This window comes from Duganella sp. LjRoot269 (genome assembly GCF_964254095.1).
Classification (GTDB): Bacteria; Pseudomonadota; Gammaproteobacteria; order Burkholderiales; family Burkholderiaceae_D; genus Rugamonas; species Rugamonas hordei.
In genome coordinates this window covers 5,314,447-5,327,735 of record NZ_CAXUSL020000001.1, presented here as the reverse complement: position 1 = coordinate 5,327,735, position 13,289 = coordinate 5,314,447, and the positions used below count along the sequence as shown (strand labels likewise).

The 13,289-nt window shown below is 66.2% G+C and carries 14 protein-coding genes; 8 read left to right on the top strand and 6 right to left on the bottom strand.

The genetic code is table 11. The features are described 5' to 3' along the window. Positions 1-83: 83 nt before the first annotated feature. From ACSQ3S_RS23825 to ACSQ3S_RS23810, 4 genes are all read right to left on the bottom strand, one after another. Positions 84-1,076 (bottom strand): FHA domain-containing protein, encoded by a 993-nt coding sequence (locus ACSQ3S_RS23825; RefSeq protein ID WP_176651790.1) that lies wholly within the window; start codon positions 1,074-1,076, stop codon positions 84-86. Beyond that, positions 1,073-2,524: a S1 family peptidase gene (locus ACSQ3S_RS23820; RefSeq protein ID WP_436143987.1), complete on the bottom strand. Its 1,452-nt coding sequence runs from the start codon at positions 2,522-2,524 to the stop codon at positions 1,073-1,075. The genes ACSQ3S_RS23825 and ACSQ3S_RS23820 overlap by 4 nt, the downstream gene beginning before the upstream one ends. Positions 2,525-2,544: 20 nt before the next feature. Next, a complete protein-coding gene (gene ribA, locus ACSQ3S_RS23815; RefSeq protein WP_176651788.1) occupies positions 2,545-3,198 on the bottom strand; it encodes a GTP cyclohydrolase II in 654 nt (217 codons plus the stop codon). A gap of 136 nt (positions 3,199-3,334) precedes the next feature. After that, positions 3,335-4,036, bottom strand: coding sequence for a pirin family protein (locus ACSQ3S_RS23810; protein WP_176651787.1), 702 nt, complete (start codon positions 4,034-4,036; stop codon positions 3,335-3,337). Positions 4,037-4,157: 121 nt separating this feature from the next. Between ACSQ3S_RS23810 and ACSQ3S_RS23805 the strand changes: the two genes are divergently transcribed. The 8 genes from ACSQ3S_RS23805 (at position 4,158) to ACSQ3S_RS23770 (ending at position 11,920) form a co-directional block, all read left to right on the top strand. Then, on the top strand, positions 4,158-5,090 hold the full coding sequence (locus ACSQ3S_RS23805) for a LysR family transcriptional regulator (RefSeq protein ID WP_353402931.1): 933 nt from the start codon (positions 4,158-4,160) through the stop codon (positions 5,088-5,090). A gap of 116 nt (positions 5,091-5,206) precedes the next feature. Continuing rightward, positions 5,207-6,190 (top strand): EAL and HDOD domain-containing protein, encoded by a 984-nt coding sequence (locus ACSQ3S_RS23800; protein ID WP_436143986.1) that lies wholly within the window; start codon positions 5,207-5,209, stop codon positions 6,188-6,190. After that, on the top strand, positions 6,183-8,348 hold the full coding sequence (locus ACSQ3S_RS23795) for a putative bifunctional diguanylate cyclase/phosphodiesterase (RefSeq protein ID WP_436143985.1): 2,166 nt from the start codon (positions 6,183-6,185) through the stop codon (positions 8,346-8,348). Before ACSQ3S_RS23800 ends, ACSQ3S_RS23795 begins: the two co-directional genes overlap by 8 nt. Positions 8,349-8,443: 95 nt before the next feature. Further along, positions 8,444-9,730: a hypothetical protein gene (locus ACSQ3S_RS23790; protein WP_436143984.1), complete on the top strand. Its 1,287-nt coding sequence runs from the start codon at positions 8,444-8,446 to the stop codon at positions 9,728-9,730. Between the two features lie 7 nt (positions 9,731-9,737). Beyond that, positions 9,738-10,463, top strand: coding sequence for a hypothetical protein (locus ACSQ3S_RS23785; protein WP_436143983.1), 726 nt, complete (start codon positions 9,738-9,740; stop codon positions 10,461-10,463). A gap of 42 nt (positions 10,464-10,505) precedes the next feature. After that, positions 10,506-11,084 (top strand): BPSL1445 family SYLF domain-containing lipoprotein, encoded by a 579-nt coding sequence (locus ACSQ3S_RS23780; RefSeq protein WP_176651782.1) that lies wholly within the window; start codon positions 10,506-10,508, stop codon positions 11,082-11,084. 81 nt (positions 11,085-11,165) lie between these two features. Continuing rightward, positions 11,166-11,531, top strand: coding sequence for a glutaredoxin (locus tag ACSQ3S_RS23775; protein ID WP_436143982.1), 366 nt, complete (start codon positions 11,166-11,168; stop codon positions 11,529-11,531). Then, positions 11,531-11,920, top strand: a complete 390-nt coding sequence (locus ACSQ3S_RS23770) for a PPC domain-containing DNA-binding protein (protein ID WP_436145071.1) — start codon at positions 11,531-11,533, stop codon at positions 11,918-11,920. The genes ACSQ3S_RS23775 and ACSQ3S_RS23770 overlap by 1 nt, the downstream gene beginning before the upstream one ends. On the opposite strand, the gene ACSQ3S_RS23765 is transcribed toward ACSQ3S_RS23770, so the two are convergent. Continuing rightward, positions 11,917-12,222 (bottom strand): protealysin inhibitor emfourin, encoded by a 306-nt coding sequence (locus tag ACSQ3S_RS23765; protein WP_436143981.1) that lies wholly within the window; start codon positions 12,220-12,222, stop codon positions 11,917-11,919. The genes ACSQ3S_RS23770 and ACSQ3S_RS23765 overlap by 4 nt on opposite strands. Before the next feature lie 10 nt (positions 12,223-12,232). Beyond that, positions 12,233-13,258 carry a M4 family metallopeptidase gene (locus ACSQ3S_RS23760; protein WP_176651779.1) on the bottom strand — a complete coding sequence of 342 codons (1,026 nt, stop codon included), beginning with the start codon at positions 13,256-13,258 and terminating at the stop codon, positions 12,233-12,235. Between the last annotated feature and the right edge of the window lie 31 nt (positions 13,259-13,289).

The following is a 13,289-nucleotide window of genomic DNA, read 5'->3' as shown; positions in this document are numbered from 1 at the left end:
TCCCGCATATAAAAAACCCCCATCAGCCGGAGCGCGAGCTTGAGCGCTTTCTGGCTGATGGGGGTTTTTTAACGCCTGCCGATTCAGTCGGAACCGTCGTCGTCGTCGTCAATCTCCGGCGTGCCGTCCTTGACCGCGCGGGCGCGGGCGGCGTCGGCGCCGGACTTCAGCTTGGCGGCGTCGGCCATGAACTGGTCGATGCTGCGGTCTTCGCTGCGCCGCACTTCCGGCGGCAGCAGCACCGACATGTACAGTTCGTCCGAAGCGCGGCCCGTGCCTTGCAGGTTGGCCATCAGCATCAGGCCTGCGCCGGCCAGCAGCATCACCAGGCCGGTCACGGCGAAGCGGCGCGGATGGTGCGGCTTGATGGTGATCAGGTGGAAGAACAGCATGCCGCAGACGATGGCCAGCGTGGCCAGGTTGCCGTAGCGCGTCAGCACTTCGGCCGACCAGGCGTAGGCCATGATGATGCTGCCGGCGCGCCAGATGCCCACCACCGCCAGGCCGCAGCCGAGGATGAACAAATGCCGTCCCATGCGTGCGTGGCTGCCGAACAGCCGGTTGGCCAGCGCCCACACGCCGCTCCACAGCAAGCCGGCCGCCAGGCTGGAGGCCAGCACCAGCAGGTAGCGGATCAGCGCGAACGGCTCGACGTCGGACAGCCACGTTTCCATGCAGGAGAACACGGCGATCAGCACCAGGCCGATGGTGGCCGGCACCGCGCCTTCCCAGCCGTGCATGGTGGTGTCCGCCACTTCGGCGGGGACGGGGAAGTCGGCCGCGCGCACCCGCAGGCGCGTGTGGCCGAGGCGCACCACGCTGTCGCCGCCCAGCACCACGCTGGTCTGGCGCTTGCCCTTGAGGTAGGTGCCGTTCTTGCTGCCGAGGTCGCGCAGCACCAGCTGGCCTTGCTCGTCGGCGTCGACGATGGCGTGGCTGGCGGCGCTGTGGTGGTCGTCAAGGATGACGTCGTTGTCGTAGCTGCGGCCCAGGCGGATCGGCAGCCCGGCTATCTTGTGACGGTGCAGCACGTCGCCGTTGCGGGCCAGGATCTCGATGAAGTAGGGGGCTTTCATTGCGCGCCTCCCTTGGCCGGCTTGGCCGCGGCCGCGGTTTTCTTCGGCGCCAGCGACAGCGAATCGAGGAACACCCGCGACAGCCGCAGGCCGTTTTCATACGACACGCCGCGCGCGTCGAGCCGGCTTTGCAGGCTCATCAAGCCCTGGTCGGTGGTGGCGGTCAGCAGCGCGAAATCGTACAGGCCGGCGAACTTGCGGTAGGCACGCACGCACAGCACGGCGCGCAGCGGCAGGTTCTTGCTCTTGACGAAATCCTCGGTGCACTGCGGGCCGGTCAGGCGCGTGTCCTTGTTGTTGCCGAAATGTTCGTTCTTGAACGACGAGCTGGCCAGTTGCGCGAAGCGCGCCTTGTCCAGGCTGGTGCTGCGCAGGTACTGGTGACGGATGCTGAGCTGCCCGGTCTGCAGCGAGCCGCTGACGAAGATCGCCGACTCCATCGCGCAGCTGGCGTCGTCCACCGTGAACGGCTTGTCGGCCTTGACCGTGGAGCGGCCCCAGCAGCGCATCTGCTCGGACTCGCGCACCGGCACCTGGTACGGCCCCATGGGCTTCAGGGTCAGCGGGCTGGCCAGCAGCTGATCGACCATCGCGCGCTGGTGCGTCAGCAGCTGCGCGGCCACCACGCCGGTGAAATCGGTCGGCGGTTTTTTCTGGTCCTCGACGCGCTTGAGCAGTGCCTGCGCATACCGCGCCGGCACCAGGAAGCTGACCAGCTCACCGTCGAGGCGCTTGGAGACATTGACACCGGCCACCGCGCCGTCGACCGTCACGCTGGGGCCGCCGCTCATGCCGGAGTTGATCGGGCCGGTGAACATCAGCTGGTCGTAGAAGCTGCGCGCGATCACGCCGTTGTAGGCGCCTTCGGAAATGGCGAAGCCCAGGTCCAGCGGATTGCCCAGCGAGTACAGGTACTGGCCCTGCGTCAGCTTGGCCAGCTGCTCGGGAATCTTGAAGAAGCCGGTGCCGTTGCGGCTGACCCGCAGCACCGCCAGGTCATGCAACACGTCGACCGCCAGCAGCTCCACATTGCCGCGCTGGCCGCCGGTGTCCACCCATTCGCCGACGTAGGTGTCGGGATCGAGCGCGAACTGCGACACCACGTGGTAGTTGGTCACCACCAGGTTGCTGGTGCCGATCAGGAAGCCGGAGCCGACCGACGACTGCGTGCGACCGCTTTTCAGCAGCGAGCGCACTTGCAGGATGTCGTTCTTGGCGGAGCCGTACAGGTGTTGCGCCGCGCTCGATGGCGGCGGCAGCGGGGCGGTGTCGGCATTGGCGTCGGCGCTGCCGGCGCTGGCGGAGGCTGCGGGCCGGGCGGCAACCGGGGCGGCCGCTGCGGGTGGCGCGGGGGGATTATTGGCGGTCGAGGCTGCCAAGGCGCCGGCGCAGGCCCCGCTCAGGACAATTGAAGTAGCAACTGAAGTCGCAAACGCGGTGAATTTCATGCAGTCCTTGTGTTTAACGCTTACAGCGCGCCGTCCTCCACTGGAGCCGGCGTCAGCGGCGTCATCATGTGGCCCAGCTTGGCGGCCTTGGTGTTCAGGTAATGCTGGTTGAAGGCATTGCGGTTGACCAGCAGCGGCACCCGCTCGGCCACCTCGATGCCCAGTTTGGTCATGGCATCGATCTTACGCGGATTATTGGTCATCAGGCGCAGGCTTTTTACGCCGAACTGGGCCAGCATCGGCTGGACCAGGCCGTAGGTGCGCTGGTCCGGCTTGAAGCCCAGCTGTTCATTGGCCTGCACCGTGTCGGCGCCGGCTTCCTGCAGGCGGTAGGCGCGGATCTTGTTGATCAGGCCGATGCCGCGGCCTTCCTGGCGCAGATACAGCAGCACGCCGCGGCCTTCGGCGGCGATCTTCTTCAGCGCGCCTTCGAGCTGGGCGCCGCAGTCGCAGCGCTGCGAGAACAGCACGTCGCCGGTCAGGCACTCCGAATGGACGCGCGCCAGCACCGGCTCGCCGTCGCCGATATTGCCCAGCACCATGGCCAGATGTTCCTTGCCGGTTGCCTTTTCGACAAAAGCGTGCAACTGGAACTGCGCCCAAGGGGTCGGCAGGGCGCAGGAAGTCATGTAATCCAGTTCGTCTTTTGCCGGGGTTTCTGCGCTCTGCGACATAGCTATGCTCTTCAGTGTATTGAAATTCAAGGTAAAAAAGGCGCGCCGGGCTGTTCGAACAGACCCGGCGCGCCCTTCATGATACCAAAACTGGCGGAAATTTATTTTAGGCCAGCCTCTAGCTTGGGACGGAACCTCAGTTTGGCAAGTCAAACACCAGCACTTCGGCCGCTTTGGCGTCCTGCAAGGTCACCAGCGTCTCCGCGGTGATCTTCAGCGCATCGCCGCCTTGCAGCGCCACGCCGTTGACGCTGACCTCGCCACGGATCACGTGGACATACGCATTGCGCCCGGCGGCCAGCTCATGCTTCAGGCTGTCGCCCGCGGTCATGATGGTGGCGTAGATCGCCGCATCCTGGTGGATCAGCACCGAGCCTTCGCGGCCGTCGCTGGAGGCGATCAGGCGCAACTGGCCCAGTTTGCTCTCAGGCGTGAAGTTCTTTTCCTCGTAGCTCGGAGGAATGCCGGTCACGTTGGGCTGGATCCAGATTTGCAGGAAATGCACTTGCTCGCTGCGCGAATGGTTAAACTCGCTGTGACGCACGCCGTTGCCGGCGCTCATGCGCTGGACGTCGCCGTAGTGCAGCACCGAGCCGGTGCCCATGCTGTCCTTGTGCTCCAGCGCGCCGCTCAGCACGTAGGAGATGATTTCCATGTCGCGGTGGCCGTGGGTGCCGAAGCCCTGGCCGGCCTGCACCTGGTCTTCGTTGATCACCAGCAGCGGACCGAAGCCGACATGTTCCGGATCGTGATAGCTGCCGAACGAGAAGGTGTGGCGCGACTGCAGCCAGCCGTGGTTGGCGACGCCGCGTGCTTCACTTTTACGAATTTGCAACATGATGGGGCTCCGTTTCTAGTTTGTTAATGTGCGATAATTTCGCATCCATGAATCACAGTGTACGCCTGTGATTCGGAATGAAAAAACGGAAAATTTACCCTTTTACTATCGAAAAAATCGAATGCTAAGACTGAGCCTGGAAGCGCTGCAGATTGTCGATGCGATCGACCGCCGCGGATCGTTCTCGGCGGCCGGCAAGGAGTTGCACCGCGTGCCGTCGACGATTTCCTACACCGTCAGCAAGCTGGAGGACGACCTCGGCGTGCAGGTGTTCGAGCGCAACGGCCCGCGCGTCGTGCTGACGCCGGCCGGCGTCGAGCTGCTGAAAGAGGGGCGCTACCTGCTGAAGGCGGCGCAGGACCTGGAACACAGGGTGCGCCGCGTGGCCTCCGGCTGGGAGACCGAGTTGGCGGTCGGCATGGATTCGATGTTCTCGGCCTGCATGTTCCACGACGATATCAAGGCCTTCTACGACGTCGCCCAGCAGACCCGGTTGCGCATCGTGCAGGAGGCGCTGTCCGGCACCTGGGAGGCGCTGCTGGACCGGCGCGCCGATCTGCTGGTCGGCGTGGCCGGCGACGGTCCGGCCGGCGGCGGCTACGTGTCCCAGGCCATCGGCAAGATCGGTTTCGTGTTCGCGGTGGCGCCCGGGCACCCGCTGGCCGCCGTCGAAGGCAGCCTCGACCGCGTCCAGCTGCAGCAATACCGCGCCGTCAGCGTGGCCGATTCGGCGCGACAGATGGCGCCGCGCACCGTCGGCCTGCTGCTGGGCCAGGACACGCTGACCGTGCCCGACATGCGAACCAAGTTCCAGTACCAGCTGGCCGGCATGGGCTTCGGCTTCCTGCCCGAGCCCTGCGCCCGCGCCGCCATCGCCGCCGGCTTGCTGGTGGAAAAGCAGGTGGACGAGCCGAAACCGGCGGAAACCTTCTACCTGGCGTGGCGCAGCGGCGAAAACGGCGCCGCGCTGAAGTGGTGGATAGACCGCATGGCCCGGCCCGGCCTGTTCGAGCGGCTGGTGGGGCATTTGCCCCATCACCAGCTATCCGTTTGATACAGAACACGAATCCGGCGCTTGAATTGCGGGCTTACGCGGCATAATGTTGGCAAATGCCAATAATTTCGGAGTACCATAGCGGGATCGCAGATTGCTTTCGCTGGAACAATATCATGACCGCCTCGACCGCCATGCCACCTGTGTTCTTGCATCCCCTGGCCGACCGTCACGGTACTCCGGCGGCGCTGCTGTTCGATGTCGCAGGCCTGGAGCAGCCGGAAGCGGTGCCGCTGGCCGCCCTGCGGGAGCTGGCGGGCGGCAGCATGGGCTGCTACTACCGTGCCGGCCAGGCCGACGCCGTCCACCAGGTGCTTGACGAGGCCGGCTGGAAACCGCTGGCCGCCGACAAGATCCAACGCGTCGACAGCGCCTGGAGCGCCGACCTGCCGGCGGCGGTCGCCTGGGTCGAGGGCGACTGGTTCCTGGCGCCCCCGCCCAAGCCGGTCGGCAACCAGGCCGCCTCGCGCGCGCTGGCGATGAAGCTGGTGCAACTGGTCTCGGCCGACGCCGACACCCACGAAATCGAAGCGCTGCTGCGCCAGGATCCGACGCTGTCCTACCACCTGCTGCGGCTGGTTAATTCGCTGGGCATGGGCACCGGCCGCCGCGTCACCAGTTTTTCGCAGGCCATCCTGATACTCGGGCGTTCGCAGCTGCGGCGCTGGCTCAACCTGATGCTGTTCTCGTCGCGCGAAGCGGACCAGCGCTCGGCCATGCTGCTGGCGCGGGTGTCGGTGCGGGCGCGCGCCATGGAGCTGCTGGCCAAGGCGGCCGGGCAGGACAAATCGCATCAGGAGCAGGCTTTCATGACCGGCATGTTCTCGCTGCTGGGCGTGTTGTTCGGCATCCCGCTGGCCGAGGTGCTGCAGCCGCTGACCATCAGCGAGGCGGTGCAGCAGGCGCTGCTGACGCGCGACGGCGAACTGGGCCAGCTGCTGTGCGTGGTGGAGGCTGCCGAACGCGGCGACGCCGCCTGCCTGACCGAATGCCTGCAGGCGCTGCAGATCGAGCCCGACAGCTTCAACCAGATACTTGCCGACTCCTACCTGTGGATGCAGGGCGTGGCGGCCGGCAAGACGGGATCCGCCCATGCGTGACGCGATCGAGCGTTGCCTCGCACTGAGCCAGCAAGCCCGCAGCGAATCGGGCGAGGCGCTGACACGCACGCTGGCCGCGCTGGACGCCGCGCTGGCCGAGGCGCGCGGGCTGGCCGAGCCGGATGCCGACGCCGGCGACGCCGTGTTGGAACTGGACCTGACCGGCTACCTGACCGCATGGAGCCTTGGCGCGCAGCAGATGTTCGGCTACGCGGCCGCCGAGGCGCTGGGCCAGCACATCCTGTTCCTGTACGCCGAGGACGACGACGACGGCAATATCGCCGAACTGTTTTTCGAGGACGAGGGCAAGGAAGGTGGATACGGCGGCGCCCACACCGAAGTGCGGCGCCGCAAGAAGAGCGGCGAAATCATCTGGGTCCAGCTGCACATCACGCTGCGCCACGACGAGGCCGGCGATCCGGTCGGCATGCTGGTGCGGCTGGCGCAGGTGGACGAGGCGCTGTCCGATGCGGACAAGATCCACCTGCACGCCCGCATCATCGAAGACAGCGACCAGGGCGTGCTGATCACCGACGCGCATGAACGCATCGTCTCGATCAATTCCTCGTTCACCCGCATCACCGGCTACACGCCGGAAGAATCGATAGGCAAGACGCCCGACCTGCTGCGCTCCGGCGTGCACGACGCCGAGTTCCGCGCCAAGGTGCGCTCGGCGATGCAGGGCGAGGGTCCGTGGCGCGGCGAGATCATCGGCAAGCGCAAGAACGGCGAGCTGTTCCCGCAGTCGGTGACCATCAGCGTGGTGCGCGACGAGCAGGGCAAGATCAGCCATACCTTCTCGCTGTTTTCCGACATCAGCGTGCACAAGGACGCCGAGGCGCGCATGCAGCGCATGGCCAACTACGACTCGCTGACCGGCCTGCCCAACCTGTGCCTGCTGAACCAGCTGGTCAGCCAGGCGCTGACCGAGACCAAGCGCTCGAAGGAACACGGCGCGCTGCTGGTCATCGACATCACCCGCATCGGCGCCATCAGCGACACGCTGGGCCACGATATCGGCAACGACCTGCTGTGCGAGATCGGCCGCCTGTTCCGCCTGTCGCTGCGCGAGGCCGACGTGCTGGCGCGGCTCGACGGCCACAAGTTCGCCGTGGCGCTGCTGCATATCGAGAAGCGCGAGCACGCCGCCATCGTCGCGCAAAAGCTGCTGGCCGCGCTGGCGCAGCCGATCGTGCTGGCCTCGCACAGCCTGCAGGTGGGCGCGCACATCGGCATCACCGTGTACACCGAAGACGGCACCGACGTGCCGACCCTGATACGCTACTCCGACGTGGCGATGAGCAAGGCCGCGCAGAACATCGAGTCCGGCTTCCTGTTCTACAGCGAGGAAATGAACCAGCGCGCCAAGGAGCACCTGCGCATCGAGAGCGAGCTGCGGCAGGCGTTGCTCAACAACGAGCTGATGCTGTACTACCAGCCCAAGGTCAGCCTGCGCAGCGGCCGCATCGTCGGCGCCGAGGCGCTGCTGCGCTGGCGCCATCCGGTGCGCGGGCTGGTGTCGCCGGGCGTGTTCATCCCGGTGGCGGAGGAAACCGGGCTGATACTCGACCTGGGCACCTGGGTGCTGGAGGAAGCCTGCCGCCAGGTGCGCGAGTGGAAGGACGCCAACCTGATCATGCCGCCCATCGCCGTCAACCTGTCGGCGCGGCAGTTCGACAGCCAGCTGCCCAAGCGCATCGCGGCGGTGCTGGAGCGGCACGGCGTGCAGCCGGACCAGATCAACCTGGAAATCACCGAGAGCCTGCTGGTGCGCGGCACCGACAATGTGATCGCCATCATGAACGAGCTGGTGGCGATGGGGATGGCGCTGGCGCTGGACGACTTCGGCACCGGCTATTCAAGCCTGGCTTATCTGAAGAAGTTCCCGATCAGCACGCTGAAGATCGACCGTTCCTTCGTCATCGGCTTGCCTTACGAAGAAAACGATTGCGCGATCGCGCGCGCCATCGTCACCATGGCGCAGCAGCTGCGCCAGGAAATCGTGGCCGAGGGCGTGGAGACGGCCGAGCAGATGAGCTTCCTGCGCGAGCTCGGTTGCGACCAGCTGCAAGGCTATCTGTTCAGCCAGCCGATACCGGCGGCCGACTTCGCCGGCATGCTGCGCGAAGGCAAACGGCTGGCGTTCGGCGGCCGTTGAGCGTTGTGCGGCCCTCCCTAAGGCGGATGGACGCTGAGCGGAGCGGGTGCTAGGCTGGTCAAGCTGATTTTCGGCGACCACCATCGGAGGCTCACATGCAGCAGCTGGCTCGCACTCCCGTTTTTCTTTTCGTATCGCGGTTCATCCGGCGCCCGATAGCGACCCGTGCGGCGGCCGTGCTGCTGGCGGGCTGCGTGGCGGCCGCCGGCCATGCGGCGCCTGCCGCCATGCAGTCCGCCACCAAGCTCGCCTTCGGCGACGCCGGCACCCTGTTCGTGGCCGACTGGAAGGGTGCGCGCATCTACGCGCTGCCGGTCGCGGCGCCGGCCAAGGCGGCCGGCAAGACCTTCAACCTGATGGACGTGCAGGCGCCGATCGCCAAGGCGCTCTGCGTGGCGCCGTCGGCGCTGCGCTTCGAGGACCTGGTGGTGCAGCCCGACAGCGAGCTGGCCTTTGTCGCGCTGACGGTGCGCGGCGCCAAGGGCAAGTCGTCGCCGGCCATCGTCAGCATCGATGCTAGCGGCAAGGTGGCGCGGCTCGACCTGGCCAAGGCGGTCAGTAGCGCCAGCTCGGCCGCGATCACCGACGCGCCCTCGGCCGACCTGGCCTTCTGGCGCGACCTGCCGGCGCAAACGCTGACCGTCACGGACATGCGCTTCCACCAGAACAAGCTCTACGTGGCTGGCCTGTCCAACCGCAGCTTCGCCTCGACCCTGCGGGTGTACGACTACCCGTTCAGCGGCAAGGCCCAGGCCACCACCATCGAGATGTACCATCCGGTGCACAACGAGATCGAGACGCGGGCGCCGATCCGCAGCATGGCGGTGATGACCATCGCAGGCGAGCCGTCGCTGCTGGCCGCCTACACCTGCACGCCGCTGGTGATCATCCCGCTCAAGGACTTGAAGGACGGCGCCCACATCGTCGCCAAGACGGTGGGGGAGATGGGCTGGGGCAGCGCGCCGAACGGCCTGGTCACCTTCAGGCAGGGCGACGTCGAGTATGCGCTGCTGGCCAATTCCAGCCGCTCGGCCGACCTGATGACGGCGTCCGACCTGGGCGCTGCCGCCGGCGCGCCCGGCGTGACCACGCCGATCGACTGGCCGGCCAAGCCTTATCTCGGCGTGAAAGGGATGATGACGCCGCTGGCGCCGGTGATGCGCATCGATAACCTGAACGCCGGGTTGCTGCTGGCGCTGCGGCGCGAGGATGCGAGCGGCAATATGCAGCTGGTCTCTATCCCCAAGGGTGCCTATCTGCGCTTGAGCGACTTCGTCAACGAATACGACTTCCCCGACTACAAATATCCGGACGGCGACAAGTTCCGCGATTTCCACAAATATGCGCGCGGCCTGGAGGGCTATCCTGAGCTGGCGCGCTAGCGCCGGGATGCTGGCGCTGCTGCTGCCGGGACTGGTGGCGGCCGGCGTGCTGGTCACGCCGTCGGGGCCGGAAGTGGCGGAAAACCTGCTGCGCATCGAGCTGCATCTCGACACGCCGTTGTCCGCGCCGCTGGACATGCGGCGCGTGGTCCTGCTCGACAGCGCCGGCGTCCCCATCGACGGCGCCTTCCTCGACCTGCCGCTGGCCGACCCGGACGGCAGGGCGGTGGCGCTGCTGCTGCATCCCGGACGCATCAAGACCGGCGTCGGCCCGAACCTGGCGCTGGGGACGGCGCTGCACGCCGGCCAGGCCGTGCGCCTGCGCATAGCCGACGCGCAACTGGGCCGGGTGGTGGAAAAACAGTGGCGTGTGGCGCCACCTTTGCGGCAGCTCATCGATCCCCAGCGCTGGACGGTGCATGCTGTCAAACGGGGTAGCAGGCAGCCGCTGCGGGTCGCGTTTCCCACCGCGCTCGATGGCGATGCGGCGCCGCTGATCGCGCTGCAGGGACCGGATGGCCGGCGCGTGGCCGGTGCGGCGCGGCTGCTGTCCGGCGAGCGCGAGTGGCGCTTTACGCCGGCGCCGGCCTGGCGTCCCGGTACTTATCTGTTGCGCGTGCACCCGAGGCTGGAAGATCCGCAGGGCAATCGCCTGTGCTCGGCGTTCGAACAAGCCGGGCAGAGCAGTCAGGCGTGCGCTGAGGAAGGGCGACTCGAGTTTATAATCAATTAATAGTTTGCCACGCCGCAACTGCGGCACATTTTGGAGACTGCCATGCAAAAACGTACTTTCCTGCTTCGTTCCACGATCGCCCTGGCGCTTGGCCTGGGCCTCGGCGCCTGCACCACCACCACCACGTCCGGCAAGGCCGATTCCGCGGCGGTCCGCACGGAGATCGAGCAGGGCGCCCACAGCACGCTGGAGCGGCTGTATTCGGAAGTGAAGGGTTCGCGCGAGCTGGTGCGCAAGGCCAACGGCGTGCTGGTGTTCCCGCGCGTGCTGGCGGCCGGCCTGGTGGTGGGCGGCGAGTACGGCAAGGGCGTGCTGCATAGCGGCAGCCAGACGGTGGATTACTACAGCGTGGCGTCGGTGTCGGTCGGCTTCCAGGCCGGCGCGCAGTCGAAGGCCGTGGTGCTGTTGTTCATGACCAAGGATGCGCTGGATAAATTCCGCAACAGCAAAGGCTGGACCGCCGGCGTCGACGGCTCGGTGGCGCTGCTGAAAGTGGGTGCCAACGGCGAGATCGACACCACCACCGCCAACAATCCGGTGCAGGCGCTGGTGCTGACCAACGCCGGCCTGATGGCCAACCTGAATCTCGAAGGCACCAAGATCTCCAAGCTGGAGCTGTAATCCCGGCGGCCGGCGCGGAAAAGGCTTTGCCGTCGCGCCGGTTGCGGCTAACCTATGGTTTTTGACCACAGGGATACCCCGATGAGCCGTAACATCCTCGACGAAACACATATCCACCCGGCCGTACGCGACTATGTCAGCGGCTACCACCGCGACCTGGTGGCGGAAGTGCAGGCGGCCGTGGCGGCCAACACCGTCGTCGTGGTCGGCATGGGACTCAATCCGTTTCCGCGCAAGGCCCGCAAAATCCTCGACTGCTTGGGCACGCCTTACGCTTACCTCGACTACGGCAACTACTTCACCGAATGGCGTCCGCGCATCGCGCTGAAAATGTGGACCGGCTGGCCGACCTTCCCGATGATCTTTGTAAAAGGCACACTGATCGGCGGCGCCACCGACCTGCAGAAGCTGGTCGACCAGGGCGAATTCGCGCGCATGGTGGCGTGATGCAAACGCTGGCGCTGCGGCTCAATCCCGGCGACGACCTGCGCGCCTCGGTGGTGGCGGCCTTGCTGGCCAGCGGCCACGAGGCCGGCTTCGTGCTGCAGGGAATCGGCAGCCTGAACGTGGCGCAGCTGCGCTATGCGGGCGTGCCGCAGCCCGACGAATTGCGCGGCGACCTGGAAATCCTGACCCTGGCCGGATCGATCTCGGCCGACGGCGCGCATCTGCACATGTCGGTGTCGGATGCGCAGGGGCGGGTGCTGGGCGGCCACGTCTGCGCAGGCTGCGTTGTGCGCACCACGGCGGAGCTGCTGCTGGCGCTGCTGCCCGGCCAGCGCTTCACGCGCGAGCTGGACCCGCGCACCGGTTATCCGGAATTGAAGATAGCCTAGTCCGGATCGGTTTCGTTGATCTTTTCCGTCAGCTCCTTCAGCGGCGCCGGCGCTTCGTCCAGGTGATAGCGCACGCAGTGCGGCTGCTTGCCGTCTTCGCAGACTTCCAGGTCGTATTGAAAATCCCAGGACTTCGGCGCCGACTTGGTCAGCGTAGGCGGCAGCGCGAAAAAATCCGTCGCATGGATCAGGTTTTGCAGCTCGGCCGCCTGGTCTTTCGGCAGCCGGGCCAGGTCCAGCGTGCGCGTCTGCGCGCCGGCGGGGCCGGTAAATCCGCCGGTACATCGTAACTTCAACAGCATCTCATTCTCCTTAAACGACGCCCACCACTTTCCATGCGGCCTGTATCGCGTGCTGCTCGGCCGAATCGGCGCCGTACAGCAACGTGGCGGCCTGGGTGGTGGCCTTGGCCATGTCGGCAAACGTGGCGTTCGACGTTAGCAATCCCAGCGCCTTGTACCAGATCGGCGCCGCCTTGTCCCAGGAGTTGCCCTTGAGCGCGACGGCCGCCGCGTAAAACGCGTGGTTGGGTATGCCCGAGTTGGTGTGGACGTCGCCGCCTTCCACATATCCCGCCATGGTCTTGGGTTGATCGTCGCCGGACCAGGTTAGTTCCCGGTTGCCCGGATCAGCCATCGAGCGCAGCGCCTTGCCGACGCCGGGAGCCATCAGGCCGGCGCCGATCAGCCAGTCGGCCTGTTCGACGCTCTGTTTCAGCGCCCACTGCTTGACCACGCTGCCGAACACGTCGGAGATCGACTCGTTCAGCGCGCCGCTCTGGTTTTCGTAGACCAGGCCGCCCGGCACCGCGTACTGGGTGACGCCGTGCGTCAGCTCGTGGCCGATAACGTCGATGGCGCCGGTGAAGCCGAGGAACAGCTTGCCGTCGCCGTCGCCGTAGACCATCTGCTGGCCGTTCCAGAAGGCGTTGTTGAACTTGTTCTGGTAATGCACGGTGGAATCGATGCGCAAGCCCTTGTTGTCGATGGAGTTGCGCTTCAGTACTTCGCGGTAGAAGTCGTAGGTGGCGCCGGCGCCGTCATAAGCCTGGTTGACGGCGACGTCGGCCACGGCCGCCGCGCCTTCGCCGCGCACCAGCTTGCCGGGCAGCGTGGACTTGTGCCTGGCGTCGTAGACGGTGCGGCGCTTCTCGCCGGCGGAGGCGATACCCATCGCGACCGGCGTCACCGAGCGCTGGCCGCGCAGGTGGGCCGATATTTCGCACTGATCCAGCAGCAACTGACGTTCGGCAGGCGTCACGGCCGCAGATTCGGCCAGCTTGCGCAACATTTTCGACGGGATAATGAAGCAGGTGCAGTTGAGCGGCTGTGACGACATGGCGATCTCCTTCGCGAAAGCAATAGTGTCT